Origin of the sequence: Halomonas sp. 11-S5 (genome assembly GCF_029889825.1) — a bacterium.
Taxonomy (GTDB): domain Bacteria; phylum Pseudomonadota; class Gammaproteobacteria; order Pseudomonadales; family Halomonadaceae; genus Halomonas.
Genome location: NZ_JARANW010000008.1, coordinates 96,862 through 116,548 on the forward strand (window position 1 = coordinate 96,862; position 19,687 = coordinate 116,548).

Annotated in this window: 16 protein-coding genes and 1 pseudogene; 9 read left to right on the plus strand and 8 right to left on the minus strand. The window is 60.7% G+C overall.

Translation table 11 applies throughout. From position 1 onward, the window contains the following. Positions 1 to 11: 11 nt before the first annotated feature. A complete protein-coding gene (locus tag OP497_RS08475; RefSeq protein WP_280547763.1) occupies positions 12 to 1,019 on the minus strand; it encodes a TRAP transporter substrate-binding protein in 1,008 nt (335 codons plus the stop codon). A gap of 283 nt (positions 1,020 to 1,302) precedes the next feature. Here OP497_RS08475 and OP497_RS08480 point away from each other — a divergent pair, with 283 nt between their 5' ends. Then, positions 1,303 to 3,198: an FAD-dependent monooxygenase gene (locus tag OP497_RS08480; RefSeq protein WP_280547764.1), complete on the plus strand. Its 1,896-nt coding sequence runs from the start codon at positions 1,303 to 1,305 to the stop codon at positions 3,196 to 3,198. 311 nt (positions 3,199 to 3,509) lie between these two features. On the opposite strand, the gene OP497_RS08485 is transcribed toward OP497_RS08480, so the two are convergent. Continuing rightward, positions 3,510 to 4,412 (minus strand): helix-turn-helix transcriptional regulator, encoded by a 903-nt coding sequence (locus OP497_RS08485; RefSeq protein ID WP_280547765.1) that lies wholly within the window; start codon positions 4,410 to 4,412, stop codon positions 3,510 to 3,512. Positions 4,413 to 5,190: 778 nt separating this feature from the next. Between OP497_RS08485 and OP497_RS08490 the strand changes: the two genes are divergently transcribed. The 6 genes from OP497_RS08490 (at position 5,191) to OP497_RS08515 (ending at position 12,462) form a co-directional block, all read left to right on the plus strand. Then, positions 5,191 to 6,324, plus strand: coding sequence for a C4-dicarboxylate TRAP transporter substrate-binding protein (locus tag OP497_RS08490; RefSeq protein ID WP_280547766.1), 1,134 nt, complete (start codon positions 5,191 to 5,193; stop codon positions 6,322 to 6,324). A gap of 65 nt (positions 6,325 to 6,389) precedes the next feature. Continuing rightward, positions 6,390 to 6,905 (plus strand): TRAP transporter small permease, encoded by a 516-nt coding sequence (locus OP497_RS08495; protein ID WP_280547767.1) that lies wholly within the window; start codon positions 6,390 to 6,392, stop codon positions 6,903 to 6,905. 4 nt (positions 6,906 to 6,909) lie between these two features. Continuing rightward, the gene (locus OP497_RS08500) at positions 6,910 to 8,208 is read left to right on the plus strand and encodes a TRAP transporter large permease subunit (RefSeq protein ID WP_280547768.1); all 1,299 of its coding nucleotides are present in this window, start codon (positions 6,910 to 6,912) and stop codon (positions 8,206 to 8,208) included. Between the two features lie 252 nt (positions 8,209 to 8,460). After that, the gene (locus OP497_RS08505; protein WP_280547769.1) at positions 8,461 to 9,984 is read left to right on the plus strand and encodes a malonate decarboxylase subunit alpha; all 1,524 of its coding nucleotides are present in this window, start codon (positions 8,461 to 8,463) and stop codon (positions 9,982 to 9,984) included. Positions 9,985 to 10,050: 66 nt separating this feature from the next. Continuing rightward, positions 10,051 to 11,241 carry a thiolase family protein gene (locus tag OP497_RS08510; protein ID WP_280547770.1) on the plus strand — a complete coding sequence of 397 codons (1,191 nt, stop codon included), beginning with the start codon at positions 10,051 to 10,053 and terminating at the stop codon, positions 11,239 to 11,241. A gap of 153 nt (positions 11,242 to 11,394) precedes the next feature. Beyond that, positions 11,395 to 12,462, plus strand: coding sequence for a hypothetical protein (locus OP497_RS08515; protein WP_280547771.1), 1,068 nt, complete (start codon positions 11,395 to 11,397; stop codon positions 12,460 to 12,462). A gap of 358 nt (positions 12,463 to 12,820) precedes the next feature. Here the strand turns inward: OP497_RS08515 and OP497_RS08520 are convergent, their stop codons facing one another. Further along, a complete protein-coding gene (locus tag OP497_RS08520; RefSeq protein ID WP_280547772.1) occupies positions 12,821 to 14,500 on the minus strand; it encodes an IS1634 family transposase in 1,680 nt (559 codons plus the stop codon). 29 nt (positions 14,501 to 14,529) lie between these two features. Here OP497_RS08520 and fabG point away from each other — a divergent pair. Continuing rightward, positions 14,530 to 15,273, plus strand: a pseudogene (gene fabG, locus OP497_RS08525) (3-oxoacyl-ACP reductase FabG); the annotation flags it as partial. Between the two features lie 27 nt (positions 15,274 to 15,300). Here fabG and OP497_RS08530 read toward each other — a convergent pair. Both OP497_RS08530 and OP497_RS08535 read right to left on the minus strand, forming a co-directional pair. Continuing rightward, positions 15,301 to 16,482: an IS4 family transposase gene (locus OP497_RS08530; RefSeq protein WP_280547773.1), complete on the minus strand. Its 1,182-nt coding sequence runs from the start codon at positions 16,480 to 16,482 to the stop codon at positions 15,301 to 15,303. A gap of 129 nt (positions 16,483 to 16,611) precedes the next feature. Further along, positions 16,612 to 17,991, minus strand: a complete 1,380-nt coding sequence (locus tag OP497_RS08535; RefSeq protein WP_280547774.1) for an IS4 family transposase — start codon at positions 17,989 to 17,991, stop codon at positions 16,612 to 16,614. Between the two features lie 254 nt (positions 17,992 to 18,245). Between OP497_RS08535 and OP497_RS08540 the strand changes: the two genes are divergently transcribed. After that, on the plus strand, positions 18,246 to 18,605 hold the full coding sequence (locus tag OP497_RS08540; protein WP_280547775.1) for an SDR family NAD(P)-dependent oxidoreductase: 360 nt from the start codon (positions 18,246 to 18,248) through the stop codon (positions 18,603 to 18,605). 127 nt (positions 18,606 to 18,732) lie between these two features. Here the strand turns inward: OP497_RS08540 and OP497_RS08545 are convergent, their stop codons facing one another. The 3 genes from OP497_RS08545 to OP497_RS08555 all read right to left on the minus strand — a co-directional run. Further along, entirely contained in the window at positions 18,733 to 19,113 is a 381-nt protein-coding gene (locus OP497_RS08545) for a type II toxin-antitoxin system VapC family toxin (protein WP_280547776.1), read from the minus strand. Then, positions 19,110 to 19,319: a type II toxin-antitoxin system VapB family antitoxin gene (locus OP497_RS08550; protein ID WP_280547777.1), complete on the minus strand. Its 210-nt coding sequence runs from the start codon at positions 19,317 to 19,319 to the stop codon at positions 19,110 to 19,112. The genes OP497_RS08545 and OP497_RS08550 overlap by 4 nt, the downstream gene beginning before the upstream one ends. Positions 19,320 to 19,494: 175 nt before the next feature. Then, a partial coding sequence (locus OP497_RS08555; RefSeq protein WP_280547778.1) for an FAD-binding protein occupies positions 19,495 to 19,687 on the minus strand: 193 nt, incomplete at its 5' end.

Genomic DNA, 19,687 nt, shown 5'->3' on the forward strand with positions numbered 1-19,687 from the left:
CCCCGCCCCGTTCATTCGGCGCCGAGGAGCTGGGCGGACTGCTGCTGGAAGGCCTGGATCACCGGGTGCTCGCCGAAGCGCTCGGCGAAGGCCTGGTTGGCCTCGCCGAACACGCCCTCGGCATCCTCGAGGGTGAAGACATCGATATTCGCCTCGAGGGTGGCGAGGTTTTGCTCCTCGGCCTCGATCTGGCCCTCGATGCCCCACGCCAGGGCCTCGTCCATGGCCTCGTCGATGATCCGGCGCTGCTCGTCGGAGAGGGAGTCCCGGGACATCTGGCTCATCACCGAGACGGCCGGAAAGGCCATGTGGTTGGTGAGGGTCAGGTGTTCGGCGACCTCATAGAAGCCGGAGCCCACCAGGGCGTCGAGGTCGATGTCCACGCCGTCGAGCATCTTGTTCTGCAGGCCCTGGTAGACGTCGGGCAGGCTGACCGGGGTGGGGCTGGCCCCGGTGGCGCGCCACCAGGTGTTCATGGCGGCGAAGGGTATGATGCGGATCTTCTTGCCGTCGACATCCGCCAGGCTCTCCACGCGACCATCGCGCATCAGGATGTGGCGCATGCCGGCGAAGGTGTAGCCGAAGGCATGCAGACCCTTGTTCTCGAGGTTCGCCAGCATCTGCCGGGCGGCTTCGGTCTCGGCGGCCTGGGCCGCCTCGGCGACGCTGTCGAACAGGAAGGGGCTGAACCAGCCGACGATGGAGGGCTCGCGCTGGCTGGTCAGGGCGGCGGTCATGATGCCCATGTCGAGCAGCCCGGTCTCCATCTGCGAGAACATTGCCGACTCGTCGCCCAGCTGGCCGGCGGGGAAGATGGCGACGGTCAGCTCGCCATCGCTTTGCTCGGCCACTTCCTCGGCGAAGCGTTCGGCGGTCTGGGTCCAGTTGTGCTGGGGCGGGGTGATGATCCCCAGGCGGAGTTCCTTGGCCAGGGCCGGGCTGCTGGCGGCCAGCAGGGAGGCGGAGAGCAGCGTCAGGGCCAGGGGGTGACGGAAGGCGTGGCGTGTGGTGGTTGTCATTGTCGGCTCACTTGTCGGTGGTCAGGGAAGTGATCACTCTTTGATCTGCGTCAGTATTGTGATCATCACAGTAATGAGCAATCATCCGAAGGTCGATACCGCAACACCCTTCCGGAACATCGATGCCGGGTCACAGGATGCCGGGTATTGGCGGAAAGTCGTATTGTTCGTCGCGATATTGATCACAATACTGATTATTATCACCGTGGCGGATTGCCGCAGCGGACCCTACCCCTGATGGTTTATCAACAACGACCCGTGACAAGCGGGATGGAGCGAACAGATGCAGTACTTCCTCGACGGTTACCGTAGTGGCGACCCGCGAATTCAACCCCTGGCAGAAGGGCGCAGCGAGGAGCAGGGGTCGCTGCCGGAGGAGGTGGACGTACTCATCGTCGGCACCGGCCCGGCCGGTCTGCTGCTCGCCGCCCAGCTCTCGACCTTTCCGGAGATCGTCACCCGCGTGGTGGAGAAGGCCGATGCGCCCCTCGAAGTGGGACGTGCCGACGGTGTCGCGTGCCGCACGGTGGAGATGTTCGAGGCCTTCGGCCTGTCGGAGAAGCTGACCACCGAGGCCTACTGGATCAACGAGACCCACTTCTGGGGCCCGGCCGCCGAGGACAAGTCGCGGATCGCCCGGCTCGGCCGCGTTCAGGACGTGCGTGACGGCCTCTCCGAGTTCCCCCACGTGATCGTCAACCAGGCCCGCCTGCTCGACTTCCTGCTGGAGTACATGCACAACTCCCCCAGCCGCCTGCAGGTCGACTACAGCCACGAGACCCTCGAGGTGAAGGTTCCCGAGGCCGCCGACGAGCGGGTGGTCGTGACCCTTAACACGCCGGAGGGGGAAAAGACCGTCCGCGCCAAGTACGTGGTCGGCTGCGACGGTGCGCACAGCGTGGTGCGTGAGTCCATCGGCCGCGTGCCCCAGGGCCACGGCGAGGACAAGGCATGGGGTGTGATGGATGTGCTGGCGGTGACCGACTTCCCGGACATCCGCTTCAAGTGCACGATCCAGTCCGCCGAGGCGGGCAACATCCTGCTGATCCCCCGCGAGGGCGGCTACATGGTCCGGCTCTACGTCGACATGGGCAACATCGCCCCGGATGCCTGGCTGACCAAGGAACAGGTGCTGGCGAAGGCCCAGGCGGTGCTGGCGCCGTACAGCTTCGAGGTGAAGGAGACCGCCTGGTTCTCCGTCTACCGCGTCGGTCACCGGGTCACCGACAAGTTCGATGACGTCGACGACGACCAGGTGGAGAGCCGCACGCCGCGGGTCTTCATTGCCGGCGATGCCTGCCACACCCATACCGCCAAGGCCGGTCAGGGCATGAACGTGTCGATGCAGGACACCTTCAACCTCGGCTGGAAGCTGATCTCGGTGCTCGAGGGACGCAGCCCGGCCAGCCTGCTCCACACCTACAACGCCGAGCGCCACGTCATCGCCGAGAACCTCATCGAGATGGATACCCGCTGGTCGCGGGCGATTGGTGCCGCGCAGGCCTCTGACGACCCGCAGGCCGCGATGAAAGGCCTGGCCGAGGTGCAGCGCCAGTTCGTCACCAACAGTGAGTTCACCGCGGGGTTCGCCACCCACTACACGCCGGACCTGCTCACCGGCGACGACGGCCACCTGGGGCTCGCCACCGGCTTCCCGCCGGGGCGCCGCTTCCACTCCGCCGAGGTGATCCGGCTCGGCGATGCCAAGCAGGTCCACCTCGGGCACGTCCATCGCGCCGACGGCCGCTGGCGGCTCTATGCCTTCGCCGACATGGTCGACCCGAGAAGCCCTGGCTCACGCTTCAACCAGCTGATGGATTACCTGGCCAGCGACGCCTCGCCGATCCGCCGTTTCACCCCGCAGGGGGCCGACCCGGACGCGATCTTCGACGTCCACGGCATCATCCAGCAGTCGCACCTCGAGGTGGACTGGGCCGACATGCACGAACTGCTCAAGCCGCACAAGGGAGCCCTTGGACTGCAGGATTACCAGAAGGCCCACGCGCCGGCGCTGGGGACCGACCAGGACATCTTCGACCTGCGGGGCATCGATCGCGGCGCCGGCGCGCTGGTGGTGGTGCGCCCGGACCAGTACGTCTCCCTGGTGCTCCCGCTCGATGGCTTCGACGAACTCGACGCCTTCTTCTCCCACTTCATGGTGGAGCCGAGCCGAGCCTGAGGTAATCGTGCTTCACCCGCGATAAAGGAAGGGTGGACCAGCATTTTCGGGTGCTGGTCCACCCCTTTTTTGTGGCACACCGCACGCCAAGGCGGCGTCCCCGATCGATGGTCCCTCGCTGATGCGCCCCTAGAACGCCCGCTTTCTCTCGCTGATCGACACTCGGTCGGCAAGGTGTACGCCTCGGTGCCCGGCCCGCCTGTCCGTGCTGGCTTGACGCCAGCGAGGTCAGGTTCCTGCAAGGGGCCCGATGAGTCGGTGCCAAGTAGGGGGCTGCTGCCCCCAACGAATACAGAGCGTCTGCCGCTGGTCTAGGTTGCCTCAGCGACGTGGGGTGCCATGACGGAGCGACTGACGCTGGCCAGCTCCTGGAAGCAGTCCTCGACCGTCCGTCCGGTAGTCTCGAGTATGTGGTCGGCCTGGCGATACTCGGCATCGCGCTCCGTCAGGATGCGAGTGAGGTCTTCCTTGGCAATTTCGTAGTTGTTGCCTTCCAGGGGGCGCATGTCACCAGCCGCCATCAGCCGGCCCATCAACTCGTCGGGAGAGGCCTTCAACCAGACCGTGTAGAAGCGGCTGAGCAATCTCTGGAAGGTCTCGGGTTCGGTGACCAGCCCGCCGCCGACCTCAAGGACCGACAGGGGGTGCTGTTCGATCACATGTTCCAGGGCCTGCCGCTCCAGGCGGCGGTAGGTACGTTGGCCACCCAGCTCCAGGACTTCGCCTACTTTCATCCCTCCTTGCGCTTCGATGACCTGGCTGAGGCGGATAAAGGGAAGGTCGAGGGCTGCGGCCAGCAGCTCGCCGAGGGTCGTCTTGCCGCCAAATCGGATGCCGATCAGGGCGATGCCGGACTGGCAAGTACGAGGCGGTTCGAAGTGCTGCGCAAGCAGCTGGTAGGCCTCCTCGAGCTGGGAGGGGGAAAGGCGTTGCAGCAGGTCGTTGAGCGAGGAGGGAAGCACCTGCTGGCCGGAGGCCGGAAGCAGTCCGTGAAGCGGCACGACCATGGCCTGAGCCAGGCGTTGTAGCAGTTCTATGGAGATATTGGCCTTGCCGGTCTCGATCTGGGCCAGGTAGCGCTCCGAGATACCCGATTGAGCCGACAGGTGTTTGCGTGCGATACCGCGACGAGCGCGATAGGCCCGCACACGCTCGCCGATGGATAAGGCAAAGCTGGGCTGGGCCTCTTCGGCGTCCTGTTCTTCTGGTTTCATGATGGGCCTCGATCTTCTTGTAACAGAAGGTGCTTGCTCGGATCTCGGGCGGACTCGATGAGTCGTCCAACATTCTAACATGTCATGGTGTTGGCATTATAATGCATGGCAGTCGGTGAGCAATTTCCCTCGCCCCCTTCGCGTTCTGTCGACCTCACACCCGACCTGCTGGGCTAGGTGTGAGGACGCCAGGCCTTCTCTTTCCAACCTGATCGCCGGAGATGTCGCTACTTTACGCTTTTCCTGTTCGAACGGACTCGGCTTGCCCTCACCTGAACATCTCCTCTTGCTCCTGTTAAGACTAAAGTCGGGTTTAGGGAATTTGTGCATGTGGAATTATAATGCAACAATCTGCACTGGAAGTGGCAAACCTTCTGTGCGGTCAGGGTTATAAGGCGGGCTGCCTGCCTTCTCGTGGCCAATGAAATCTCGTGACGACTGAGAACCAAGACAACAACACACAGGAAGATCAATGGACAACATCAAGAACCCAAGACGTCTTTCGGTGCCGGCTGGCATGCTCGCGAGGCGATCGATGGCCGCGAAGGGGATGTTGTGCGCTTTCAGGGAATGGTGATCTACAAGTTTCTGAGCCTAGGTTCATGGATCGGAGTATCGATGCCCTCGGGGGCGGAAGGCACTCGTTTTAGCTGAGTCGTCGTGAGTCGCCCCCCGAAGGCATCGAAATCGCGTCGGCAAGGCATCGTGATCGATGCATGGGTTTTTTCGCGAGGCGAGAGCCCTTTTCACCACCAACAAGACCAATGAGGCGAGAGTCATGATGAAGATGAAGTCAGTAGTGAAAGGCCTGGCCGTGGTGGCCATGGCAGGGGGCGTGATGGCCCAGGCCGCGCATGCGCGCGACTTCCGTCTGGCACCGGGGGTTCCGCCAGCCCACCCGGCGCATACGCCCCTGTATACTGAATTCTTGCCGGCGCTGGCTGAAGAGTCCGAGGGTCGTCTGGGCGGGCAAATCATGGGGACAGAAATTGCCTCGCTGGGCAACATGCGCACGGCGCTGCGCAGTGGCCTGGTGGAAATCGGCCTGCTGCTGCCGGCCTACTTTCCCGCAGACCTGCCCAATTTTAACCTGATCGGCGATATGGCACTGCTAGGGACAAACTCCTTTGCTATGAACGGTGCAGTGACCGAATACATCGCCACCTGCGATGATTGTCAGGATGAGCTCAAGCAGATGGGCATCGTCTACACCAGTACCCATGCGACGGATGTCTACCATCTGCTGACCAACAAGCCGGTAACCTCCGTTGAAGACCTGCAAGGTATGCGCCTTCGCGTAGGCGGACCGCAATACTCTCGCTGGCTGGAAGAAATGGGCGGGACCCCAGCAAGCATCACAGTAGGTGAGACCTTCGAATCGCTGTCCCAAGGTGTGATCGAGGGGACAATTACTTCCTCGGCCGATATCATCTCGTTTCGCCTCGAGGATGCCATCGACTACCTGACCTATATCGGACTGGGCACCTTTCACAGCACTATTTCACACGCCACCAGACAACAGGTCTGGAGCTCACTTTCGCCAGAGGACCGCGAGGCCATCGCCCGTGCCTCGACCCGGGCCAGCGCGCTGGCGACCCAGCGCTGGGCCTATGAGATGCCGGCCGAAGCCGAGCAGGTAGCAAAGGATAGTGGTATCGAGATCCTCAAGGCCGATGAGTCGCTGCATGAAGCGACCCGCCGCTTTGCCGAGAAGGACCTGGCCTATGCCGCCGAGCAGGCCGAAAGCCGCTATGGCGTCAGCGATGCGGCCGCCAAGCTAGCACGCTTCAAAGAGCTGGTTCAGAAATGGAATGCTCTTGTCGAGGAGGTTGGTGAGGACCCCGTCGCCGTTTCCGAGGCTATCAACCGCGAAGTCTGGGACCAGGTGGACTTTACCAGCTACGGCACCTGAACTTGCTGTTTCCCAGGACCACAGCGGCGGTTCTGGGCTTTTTTCTCGAGTCAGGAGGTTATCTCATGGCCTGGTTATATCGCTTGGTAAACCATGTATCCATGGGGCTGGGGTTGCTCGGCACCATCTCTATCCTGCTAATGGTGGTGCACGTGACGCTAGACGTTATCCTGCGCTCAACGCTGTCGGTATCGGTCCCTGCCACGCTAGAGATGGTCACCCGCTACTACCTGATCACCCTGGTCCTACTTCCCCTGGCCTGGGTCGAGTGGCGCAAGGACATGATTGCCGTCGAAGCCCTGGAAAGCTTGATGAGCCCCGTTCTGATAAGGATCTCCGATGTGCTGGTTTCACTGCTGTCGGCCGGGGTCTATAGCATTCTGATGGTCGCGACCTGGGCAAAGGCCATGGAGCAGTTTCAGATCGGCTCCTACGTCATGTCGCTGAGCTTCCCCATGCCGGTTTGGCCCACCTACTTCGTGTTGCCGCTGGCGTTCGGGCTGGCCGCGATCGTCTGCCTCATACGCCTCCCGCTGCTGGCCAGCGGCACGGCCTATACTGCCGACTCGCAAGAAGGGTAACTCCATGTCTGTTGAAATCGGTTTCTACGGGCTCGCGGCACTCCTGGCGTTGCTGGCATTACGCGTCCCCGTGGCGTTGTCCCTGATCACAGTCTCGCTGGTTGGCATCAGCGTGATGTTCGGTTGGAACACCGCCATCGGCATGCTCGCATCGACGCCCTACGAGTTCATCGCCAAGTGGACTCTAAGCGCTGTGCCGATGTTTCTGCTGATGGGTTTCGTTTGCTTCCATACAGGGCTTACCAGTGGCCTGTTCAATGCAGCCAAGGTGGTCTTTCGTTGGCTGCCAGGTGGGGTGGCGATCTCGAGCATCTTTGCCAGTTCCGGCTTCGCCGCAGTCAGTGGCTCTAGCGTGGCCTGTGCCGCCGCCATGGGGCGAATTGCCATTCCCGAGATGGTCAGTGGCGGTTACAAGCCCAGCTTTGCCTGCGGCACCATCGCCGCGGGAGGCACTATCGGGGCGCTGATTCCGCCAAGCATCCTTATGATCGTGTACGGGGTCTTTGCCCAGGTGTCGATCACCCAGGTCTTCCTGGGCGGGATCACCATCGGCCTGCTGACTGCGGTCAGCTATAGTATCGTGATTCTGCTGGTCAGCTGGCTTCGACCGGACATTGTGCCCCGCCAGGCGGCCGATGCACGCGATATCGGCGCCAGGCAGGCACTGATAGAGATCTGGCCCGTCCTGGTGCTGGGGTTCCTGGTGTTTGGTGGGCTGTTTTCAGGCTTCTTCACGGCGACAGAAGCCGGGGCCGTGGGGGCGGCCGGCGCGATATTCATCGGGCTTGTACAGCGCCGGCTGAACGGCAAGGTGATGAAGACCGCGCTGCTCGAGACCCTCTCAACCACTTCGGCACTGCTGATCATCGGGGTAGGGGCGAGCATGTTCACCCTGTTTCTCAGCCTGAGCGGCCTGGCTGGCTATATCACCAGTGCGGTGACCGGCTGGGACCCGAGCTATCTCCAGCTGATGCTGGTCGTGGTGGTGATTTATCTCTTCCTCGGGCTGTTCATGGAGCCCTTCGGCGCCATGCTGGTGACTCTGCCGGTGCTGCTACCGGTCTTCGAGCTCTACGATGTCAGCCTCATCTGGTTCGGGGTGTTGCTGGTCAAACTACTCGAAATCGGAATGATCACGCCGCCGGTAGGCATGAATATCTTTGTCATCAAGGGCGTGGCGGGTCAATACGCCTCCCTGATGGATATCTTCAAGGGCGTTACGACCTTCCTAGTGGCGGATATCGTCGTGGTCGTACTGGTGATTTTCTTTCCGAAGATCGTGCTGTTTCTTGCTGGAAGCTAATGCAGGTGATCCCTTTGGGTATTACCTGTAGACGTAGTGACAACGGGGTTTTCGGATCGAGAAGATATAGCAGCGAGACGGGATGAACGTACAGGTACCCACGCTAAAAGCATAGTGCTGATGACTTGATCGGTTCCCGCTGTAGCCAGGGTTGCGGAACCTGCTGGTCATGAACGGCGTATTCAAACGCCGACTGATAATGATGAGGTAAACATTGTGAGCAAGGTAGTTGATGTCCATACGGCAGTTGGCATGATCAAGCATGACGATACGGTCGTGTGGTCCACTGCGGGGCTTAGTGGCTTCGCGGAAGAGGTGGCCTCTTCCCTGGAAGCCAGGTTCCTGGAGACGGGGGCTCCCCGCAACCTGACCGTGGCCCATAGTTGCGGTTGCGGTGATGGCAAGGACAAGGGCATGAGCCATCTTGGCCATGAAGGCCTAGTCAAGCGCTTGATCAGTGGCCACACCGGCCAGGCTCCGCGCATGGGTGATCTGGTCCTCGAGAACAAGATCGAGGCCTACCTGCTGCCGCAAGGCGTGATGGCGCACCTGTGGCGACACATCGCCGGAAAGAAGGCAGGGGTGATCTCCAAGGTCGGTCTGGGCACCTTCGTCGACCCCCGCCTGGAGGGTGCCAAGGCCAATGCCGCCACCTCCGAGGGCCTCGTCAAACTCATCGAACTGGAAGGTGAAGAGTGGCTGATGTACCGCACCTTCCCAGTGAATGTGGCGGTGATTCGCGCGACCACCGCCGACGAGAGGGGTAACCTGACCCTCGAGCGGGAGGCGATTTTCCTCGAGCAGCTCTCCATGGCCCAGGCGGCCAGGAACAGTGGCGGCATTGTGATTGCCCAGGTGGAGTATCTGGCCCGTGCAGGCACGCTGCACCCGCAGAAGGTCAAGATTCCGGCAGATCTGGTCGATTACGTGGTAGTCGCCAAGCCCGAGAACCATACCCAGACCATGGCGACCTACTTCAATCCGGCGCTCTCGGGCGATCTCAAGATGCCATTGGGTGGCATCAAGCCGATGCCCTTGGACCCGCGAAAGGTGATTGCGAGGCGCACGGCCATGGAGCTAGTTCCGGGTGGGGTTGTCAACCTTGGGATCGGCATGCCCGAAGGCGTTGCCAGCGTGGCAGCCGAGGAGGGGGTCAGTGACCTCATGACCCTGACCACCGAGCTCGGCACCTATGGCGGTGTGCCGGCCAGCGGTGGCGATTTCGCCACCGCCTACAACGCCGAAGCGATTATCGACCACGGTTACCAGTTCGACTTCTATGATGGCGGCGGCCTGGATGTCTGCTTCCTGGGGCTGGCCCAGACCGACCACGAAGGAAACCTTAACGTCAGCAAGTTTGGCAAGAAGGTCATCGGTCCGGGTGGGTTTATTAACATCAGCCAGAATGCGCGCAAAGTGGTGTTCTGCGGCACATTTACCAATGGTGGCGAGCTCACTGTTACGGACGGTCGCCTTGATATCAGGAAGGAGGGCCACCGCCTCAAGTTCGTCCAGCAGGTCGATCAGATCACCTTCAGCGGCCGCTATGCCCAGCAGGTCGGCAAGCCGGTGCTGTATGTCACTGAACGCTGCGTATTTGAGCTTATCGATGGCGAGATCACCCTGACGGAAATTGCGCCGGGGATCGACATCCAGCGCGATATTTTCAGTGCGATGGAGTTCACCCCGAAGGTCTCGCCCGATCTCAAGGAAATGCCCACGGAACTGTTCCAGGAGCAGTGGGGCGGGCTGCGTGACACCCTGCTGGACAGATAAACCCTGACATGTCGCTTGCCTCAGCTCTAGGTGAGCGATACCCGGTCGACACGACAGGAGTCCAAAATGTTCAAGAATGCCTTTATCCCCTATGGCGGCTATTACAGCAGTCCCTTCTGCAAGTGGCAGGGTAGTTTCGCCAACACCAATTCGATCGAGCTGGGAGCGGCGACCAGCAAGCGCTGGCTGGCCAGCCGCGAAATCGATCCGGCGCTGTTCGACTATCTTTATCTCGGTGTTTCGGTGGGCCAGAAGGCTATCTTCTATGGGGCACCCTGGGCGGCATCACTCATTGGGGCAGAAGGCATTCCCGGGCAGAATGTGACTCAGGCCTGTGCCACCTCGACCACCGCGGTGTTCAATGCTGCGTCAGCCGTTGAGACCGGCAGCTTCGAGACCACCTACTGCCTGCTTTCCGACCGGACGTCCAACGCTCCCCACACCATCTGGCCCAACCCGATGGGGCCGGGGGGGGAAGTGATCGCCGAAAACTGGAACATGGACAACATTGCCGCCGACCCGGCCACCGGCAAGGACATGTTGACCACGGCGGAGAATGTCGCCCGCGAGCATGGTTTCACCCGTGAGCAGGCCGATGAGCTGACCCTGCGGCGCTACGAACAGTATGCCGAGGCGCTGGCCGATGAGCGTGCCTTCCAGAAGCGCTACATATTCCCGGTCGAGGTCCCGGTGTCACGCAAGGAAACCAGGCTGGTCGAAGCCGACGAAGGCGTGACGCAGACCACGGCCGAAGGGCTGGCCAAGCTGCGACCCGTGCAGCCCACGGGCATTCATACCTTTGGCTCCCAGACCCATCCGGCGGACGGCAATGCTGGGATCATCGTCACCACCCGCGAGCGGGCGGCTGAGCTGAGCACCGATGCTGGCCTGGTGGTGCAGGTGCTGTCCTACGGCCATGCGCGCACCAAGCCGGCCCACATGCCGATGGCACCGGCCTCGGCGGCAAAGCGAGCCCTCGACCAGGCGGGCCTGAGCATCGATCAGATCACCACGATCAAGAACCACAGCCCGTTCATCGTCAATGACCTGCACCTGGCCAAGGCCATGGGCCTGGATGCCACCCAGTTCAACAACTACGGTACCTCGCTGGTATTTGGCCATCCTCAGGGGCCGACCCTGGGGCGTCTGTTGATCGAGGCGATCGAGGAGACCGCCCTCAAGGGGGGGGGCTACGCCTTGGTGACCGGCTGCGCGGCGGGTGATTCGGCGGCTGCACTAGTCGTCAAGGTAGGATGATTTAGCAAGTGCTATGTAGACAATGGGCAGACCGAACGGCCTGCCCTTAACAAGACAAGGGAACGTAACGGAAATTTCATACGGACATGCCCCTTGCATGGCTCTTAGGATATGGAGCCTATCATTACGACAAAAATACGGAGAGAAAAAGTGATGCAACTCAAGAAAAAACTCGCATTGGCCGTTGTAGTGGCTTCTATGTCTTCCCAGCTTTATGCTTATCAGGTTGGGGAAGTTAATGGTACGACATTTAACATTGGTGGCTACTTCAAGGCGGAGGGTATTTTCAATGATCCTGACAATGATGACCAATCTTTTGACGGATCCGCTCGCCAGTCGCGAATTAACTTTGAAGTCGACGGTGAAGTTCAGGGTCATGATGTGAAGGGGTTTGTGGAGGCGGACTTCTATGATGATGCCTTTGATTCTACTGACAGTAGTTACGCCATGCGTATGAGACATGGCTTTATCCAAGTCGATAATCTCACGCTTGGCCAAACGTGGACCGGGCAGTTCTTCGCTACTGCGCCATTTGATGTTGAAATGGTAGATTTCTGGAGCACGGGGATCGGCAGCGTTGCCGGCAGTGGAGCCGTCGTCCGGCCGGATCTTGTCCTGCACTATACGACCGGTGGTCTGCGGTTCAGTTTTCAGGACCCGCTTTACAGTGATGCCGACGTGCCTGACATGGTGGCGTCATATACGCACCGAACCGAGGCCGGTCATGGATTTAATATTGCTGTCACTGGTCGCGAAGTCCAGACTGGGCTCGATGATTCAGAGTTTGGGGCTGCTGTCTCTCTGGCGAGTAAATTTAACTTTGGCTCCACATCTCTTTCCCTCAGTGGCTATACAGGGGAGGGTAGCAACGTGTCCGCGGGATGGGGGTATAATGGCGCGGCAGCTCCGGTCCCCAACTATGAGGGTCGAGGGGAAGTCGATGCTTCCGGTGATTTGGTCAGCACCACAGGCTTTACTGCTGGTGTCAGCCACCGATTCAACGAGAGCTTACGTGGCAACATTCGCTATGGGCAAGTAACAGCCGACGAGGTGGCACCGACGGTAGATGACGATACGCTTCAGGTCACGCATGTAAATTTGATCTATACTTATTTGCCTGGCTTGGACTTCGGTGTCGAGTGGCGGGACCGCAATGCACGTACGATGCCGCTTCGTCCGGCTGGTCAGCAAGTCGAGCTGATGGCCATGTATAAGTTTTGATGCGGTGACGCCTGGGTAAATCCTTACCCATGTTTTGATCGTTTAAAGGCGAGTCATCGATCAGTAAGACGTTCGATGATTCGCCTCTTTTTCATATGCAGGGTAATGAGCGGTGAGCCCCATGATGAGGTGGAAAAGTGAGGTAGGTAGTTGTAGTGCCTCATAATCGCCGTGTAGCCCCTTCAGATATTGAGGTAAGTCTATGAAGTTACATGATCGCGTGGCCGTGGTAACTGGTGCCGGGCGTGGCCTGAGCGCAGCGATGGCCCAACGGCTGGCCGAGGATGGGGCCCCCCGAGTTCGACAGTTAGAAGCGTAAGCCACTGATTATTCTGGAAACGCATTTCGAAAATTGGCACTACAAGCGTGATGCGGCAGGTGCCGGCAGGCCAATCGCTTCGAAAAGGTCGCGTTGTTCAGGCTTCAATTTGGTCAGGCCGCTCGCCGTCTCGCGACGGTGAAGCAGGACCTGGTGGAACTGGATCTTGCGGGCAATTTCCAGCGCCCGCGTCGGCGAAAGCTTGTGATCACTGGCTTTCAGTCGCATCCTCAACACGCGGTAAAGTACCAAGGCAAGGAAGCAGATCAGCGCATGCGCACGGATGCGATCTGGCAACCGGTGGTAAACCGGTGCGATCTCGATATCGCTCTTCAGCACTCGGAAGCCGCGTTCGATGTCAGCCAGAGCCCGGTAGCGCTCGACGATTTGCTCTGGCTCATGATCGGCCATGTTAGTGACCAGCAGCAGCTTGCCATCCATCATCCTGGCGCGATCCAGCGCCCGTTGATCGAGCACGTAGTTGAACGTCTCGGAGGTCAGGTCGACTTTGAGAATATGGCCAAGGTGAGCGTCAGTGACGGCCTTGTAGAACCTGGCCGTCACGCCGGGATCGGAGAGCTTTCTGCCGCGATAGCGGCGTCCGGCATCCTGGTTATCCAGCTTCTCAAACCACTGGCGCGCATCGGCTTGCAGCGCCTCAATCTTCTGATCGCGCGCGGTTGTCTGAACCTTGGCGACTTCCGGCCGGTGCGCCACGATCAACCGATGATCCTGCCATGCCATCTCGCCATAGGCTTCGGTGTCGGCGTCCTGGCAGTGGGTCTGATGGAACGCCTTCAGCAGGTCATCAAACTCGCTGTAGCGACGACCCGGAACCGCCAGGATGAACTCGAGGGGGCGTCCCTCGACACGCACAGCGGACAAGGCCTCCAGGTTATCGAGGGAGAGCAGCCCACGGTCGGCCACCAGCACGACACGGCGGACATTGAAGCGCTTGACCACGGTCTCGATGGTCGGCAGCAGCGTCTTGGTTTCCGCGACGTTACCATCGAATACCTCGTGGTGAACAGGAAGGCCTTCTGCCGTCTGGACGACGCCCAACATGAACTGTCGGCCGATGCCGCCTTCCTTCGTAGGCCCGTAATGGCGGACATCACCCTCGATCGAGGTCTTGCCTTCTGCCCGGATCGTGGTGAGGTCATAGAAGACGATCGACAGCTCTTGATCGATCAGCGGCTTGAGCTGCTGTGCCAGCACGTCATTGAGGGCTTCGCTGCAGTCCGACAGCGTGTCCATGGTGCGCAGCAGGTGCTGATGGCTGATCGAGGCCGTGTCGACGTCGGGTACCAGCACATCCTCCAACCAACGCAGTACACCGAGCTTGGATTCCGGGTCACAGAGTCGGTTGAACACCATGACCCGCAGCAGCCGCTCGGCATCGAACTGCCGCTTGGTGCGCAGCACCCGCCGGAAGGCGTCATCCAATCCGAGCTCTTTCCAGAGCGACGTCAGCAGCCAAGTATCGCCAACGGAGCGCGCCGGCGTGAAGTCGGTCTCGCCGGTGCCTTCTTCAAGCGTTGGCTGGCCGGAGACGCGCAGCAGACCATTGATCAGCGCGCTGGATTCCCCCGCCGTGACGGCTTCCAGGCGTCCCAGCGTGGCGATCACGCGTTGGCGCGACTTGCCGGCCTCGTCGCGGAAAGACTCGACGAGCTTCACGTAGCGACGCGGGCCGGATTTGGTGACTTTGACGAACATGTCATCACGATAGACCGGCTACTCGACGAATGGCAAGGCGCCACCAGAAAAACGTGTCACTACAAGGAATTCGGCCAGAATTCGCTAAGTCACTGAATTTTTTGACTGCGGACACTGGTTTCAGGCCAAAAACGGGCTGCAAGTGTCGAACTCGGGGGGCCCGGGTGGTGATCGTGGACATCAACGGCGAGGATGCCGAACGCGCGGCAGCGGCACTGGTTCAGGATGGCCATGAGGCCGTGGCGGAAGCCTGTGATGTCACCAATCGGCAGCAGGTCGCCGAGGTGATGCAGCGCATCAAGGAGCGGTTCGGACGGCTGGACATCCTGGTCAACAATGCCGGTATCACGCGAGATGCCTCCTTCTTCAAGATGACCGATGACCAGTGGCGCACGGTGCTCGATGTCAACCTGACCTCGATGTTCATCTGCACCCAGGAAGCCGCGCGCTACATGGTGGAGCAGCAGTCGGGACGCGTCATCTGCATCAGCTCGCTCTCCGGCAACGAGGGCAACTTCGGCCAGGCCAACTACTCGGCCGCCAAGGCAGGGGTGATCGGCTTCGTCAAGAGCCTGAGCAAGGAGCTTGCCCGCAAGGGCGTGTTGATCAATGCCGTGTCACCCGGGTTCATCGAGTCCGAGATGACCGCGCAGATCCCCGAAAAGGTCCGTGACATGCTGATCGCGCGAGTCCCTCAGGGCCGCGGCGGCCAGCCGGAGGAAGTGGCCGGCGTGGTGGCCTTCCTGGCCTCCGATGATGCCGCCTACGTGAACGGTCAGACCCTGAGGCCTCCCCACGAATCATACGGTGACCCCCAACTCGGCTTCTTGTCGCATGAGCCGGAGGAGTCTGTCCATTCGGCCCGCAGGATAGCGGGCCAGAATGGCTTCACAACCAAGTCGCCACAGCGAGACGCCCCGCCGTGATCGACGCGTATTGCTTTGATAGGCCGGTGCCCTCCCCGCTCTATCGAGGGAAAGGCCGCTGGCCAGGAGCCGGAAGCTGGCCAGCATCGCGATGAGAAGCAGGATCTCGATCCGGCGTGCATATCGGGTGCCATGCAAGTTGAACGCAAACCCGAAGCGCTCGCTCTTGATATCCCGAAACCCCTCCTCGATTTCCATGCGCTTGGCGTAGCGTTTGACGACTTTGGCGGCGAGGTTGTGGCGCGGTGTCAGGTTACTGACCAGCACCCAGGGTTCTCGGTGCCCCTTGGCCACCTTGCGACTTCGGGCAGCACGCGAGGCACCGCCGTTCTTGTTGCGGTCTTTGCGCCCTCGGTAGGGCGCGCGGTACAGGTACAGACGGGTCGCCAGTGAGCGCGTCTTGGCCAGCGTGACGAGACCACGCGACGCTGGCTCGCGGGTCGCCAGAGGAAACAGCGATTCCAGGCGGCGCCAATCGGATTCGCCGTCGTGCCGCAGTTGAGTCGCCCCACGCACGCGACCGATGTAGTACCAGCCATACGCCTCAACAGCCCGCAACCAGGGGGTCTTGAAGCCGGCATCGGTGATCAGGATGGGCTTGGCCTGCGGCGGCAACATCCACGCCAGGTCCGCAAGGAGCGCTTTCTGGCAACGGGGACAGGCGTCCTTGTGATGCACGCGCTCATGGATCGGAAACGATCGTTTCCCAAAGGGGATCGCGGCACGCAGCAGAAAATGACGCCCCCGGTCGTCGATCGGTGACCAGTCGACCAGGATGATGGGATGTCGCTGAGAGCCCACCAGCAGGCGAGCGACATCCGCATAGAGCCAACGTCGCTCGCGCTGCAGGTGAGGGTTACCGAGCAGGCGATCGACGCACTTGATCGCGTGCTTGGGCTGCGCCTGGCGCGGGAGCTGACGGCCGATCGCCGTCAGGGACAGGCGCTGCACCGACAGCAAGGCCTCGACGCAGGTGGCGAGAGCATTGAAGCGGGCTGAATGCAGGAGGGAGGCTGAAGTCATCAGGATCCTGTGCAAGAATCGGGACGTCTGCATGGGCTCCTCGGCATATTGTTTCTTTGGCGATTAACAACATGCCTGCCCATGCAGACTTTTTTCAATCCTAATATACTGATTTTCTTATTCTATTCGTGGGGAGGCCTCAGGGTCAGACCCGAATGGCACTTACTTAAGCTTTTTCGGGTGTCCTTGTTGGCGAATTTCTTCACGCGCTTGATGTCGGTGCACTTTCAGTAATCGATGGGGCCGTGGCCGTCGTTTGATGGCTCGCGGCTCCAGCCGATCCGGCCGCTGCCCCACCCGGATCGTTGTTATTTGCCCCATGAGGCTCTGGCGTTCTTCTTCCGTCAGCGGCGAACGTGCGGTGACCTGCCGGAAAACCTGCACGCTATGTTTGAAACTGACCTGCTGGGGCAGGCAGTCCGCCCACTCGCTGGAACGCACCATCACCTGGCGAATCAGGTTGTAGGCCAGCAGATATACCCAGGCCTCCTTTTCCACCATGGCGGGCGTCTTGCAGCGTAGCACTTCCATGCCCAAGGTTGTCTTGATATCCCGAAAGCTCAGCTCTATCTGCCAGCGCGCCTTGTAGAGCGCCTGGATCTGCTGGCGTGGCGCCTGCTTGGAGGAGCACAGGGTCGTGACGATGATCATGTTCCCTGCGGCCAGCTCCCGCACCGGCAAGGTGTCGGGCAAGGCATCGAAGGCTTCCTGGCTCATCCACTCGTGCTGTTTCTTGGGTTTCTGCCAGGTGGCAATGTGGTCCTTATCACCCAGCCGCTTCCCGATCTGAAAGTCGGTCTGGCGGGCGAAGTGTTGGCGCATCACCACATCGACACCGCGGGCCTTCAAGTCGGCGATGAGCGCATAAGAAGGGTAGTAGCGATCGGCGATGACAATGTCGCCCGATTCAAAGGTGTCGAGCATCTCTCGCAGCAAGGCATGCTCTCCCGTGCCCTTGCCTTTCACGGGCCCCATCGCCGCATTGAGAATCGCCCCGCTACTCAAGTCCATGATGGCGACCAGCCGAGCGATCGGGAACCCGAGACCGGGTTTCTGGCTGGTTTGCTGAGGAAAGCGCTGTTGGTTCTCGGGCGTGTCCGGCATCGACACCGTGGTGCCGTCGATCAGCTTGATCGGCCGGCCCTGCCAGTTCCAGGCAGGCGGCACCTCCTCCGCCAGGGTGCGGCCAAGATAGCGCGCCAGGTCGGCCACCATGGTACCCGGCAGTCGCTGGCGAGCGCGACAATAGGCGCCGGTACGGATACTTCCCGAAGACTGCCGGTGAAGCTCCCGGTTCAGCATGAGGCGATTGACGGCTTGTTGACAGGAGGCGTCGGCATCCAGAGCTTGCGCGATAAACGTCTCCAGGGTGGCAACAGGAGGAAAGAGCCGGTGGCGACAAGCCGGCAGCGTCTCATCAAGATCGGAAGCGGTGAAGGCCGCATGGAGTTGAGCGCACAGCTCGGTATGGTGCGGACGGCTGGCATGATGCGCGACACGGCTCTGTTGGCACTGATGAAGTGGGGCAGTAGGATATGTCATGAGAGCGGACGTTGGATCGGTGGCTTGTGTGTGGTTTAGCGACTTACACAATACCACAATCCATCGTCCGTTTTCATTAATATCAAAGGCTTACATCATCCCTAGGCCTTAAGTAAGTGCCATTCGGGTCAGACCCTGAACGTCAATGGCGGGATGTACGTGTAGGACCCGGTGCCAGGACCCGGCTACGTGGGCCTGGAGCCCTGACGGTGTGTGGCTGGGTGGTTTTGCTGGTTTGACAGAGGGATATGGCGATGGAGCTGACTGATAAGGTCGCAGTGGTCACGGGTGCGACCAGCGGGATCGGCACCCGGATCGCACAACGGTTTGCGGAGTGGGGGGCTTCCGTGGCAGTGGCTGGCCGCGACATGGAGGCCGCTCAAGAGATCGTGGAGGGCATCAAGGCCAGCGGAGGTCAGGCGATTTCCGTGACACGCCAGCTCGGTATGTCGGTGGAGGATGCGCTGAAGACGGAGCTGCTCAAGAATACCGTGGACCAGCAGCCGGGCAGCGTGGACGAAGTCGCCGATCTGGCGCTCTTCCTCGCCCAGCAGGATACCGCCGCACTCAGCGGGCAGTCCTTCAATTGCGGCCATGGGATCCACATGCAGTAGCGTCGAAGAAGCGGACGATTGAATGCCGACCCGAAAGGGCATGCTCAGGGAGCCTGGAAAATCGTTGCCCCTGTTGAGACGACTGCCACCAAAGAGCTTGGCGGCTGCTGGTAGGGGTAGGGCATGCCTAATGCATCGGCGGCTGATAGGCCACACTAAAGCGTCTCGCCATCTCGTCGAGGCGCCTGTCCAGCGTCCATAACTGGCCCCCTGGGGTAATGAGCGTGGATGCCAACAAGGCCATGTCGACCAAGCCGCACCCCTTTCCAAACAGTTCGTTGCGCTCGATGAACTCCCTCACCTCCTGCAAACTTGCCTGCTGGCAAGGCCGCAATAGCTCAATGTTATTGAGTACTTGAACACGCGGTGCCGGGGGTGTCCCGCAGGCCAGCTCGACCACCACCATCGGATGGCTCATCGCCTGATCGCTCTCGAGCAAGTCGACCAAGGCAGCGTTCCGGTGTCTGAAGTGATCAACCCATACCGAGGTGTCGACGAGTATGCTCATGGCTCCGCAGGTTCCTCGCGGCGTCGGGGGACATCTTGCATGTCCGGTGCCGAGCCGCCCAAGGTGGCAAGGCGGCGGCCCGCTTGCACCCGTACATAGGTCTTGATGGCCTCCCGGACGAGATCGGCAGGCTTGTCCATTCCAGGCTCGGAGAGGTTCAGCGCCTGCTCGTACAGGGCGTCATCAATGGTGATGGTAGTGCGCATGGTGAAGGCTCCGCATCTTTATTGATGCTAGTATGCATCGCTATTTGCATCTCTGCGAGGCGCATGTAACGACAGTCGCGCCCCGTGCTGCCCTGTCCGACATCAACCATCCAGACAAACAGCGGGCCGGCCCCCGAAGAGACCAGCTCACGCTATTGTCGCTGTGAAGGGAGTCCTATAGCTTCTGCTCGAGTTCCGGCAGCGCCTCGAAGAGATCCGCCACCAATCCGTAATCGGCGACCTGAAAGATCGGCGCTTCCTCGTCCTTGTTGATCGCCACGATCACCTTGGAGTCCTTCATGCCCGCCAGGTGCTGGATGGCCCCGCTGATGCCCACGGCGATATAGAGGTCCGGGGCGACGATCTTG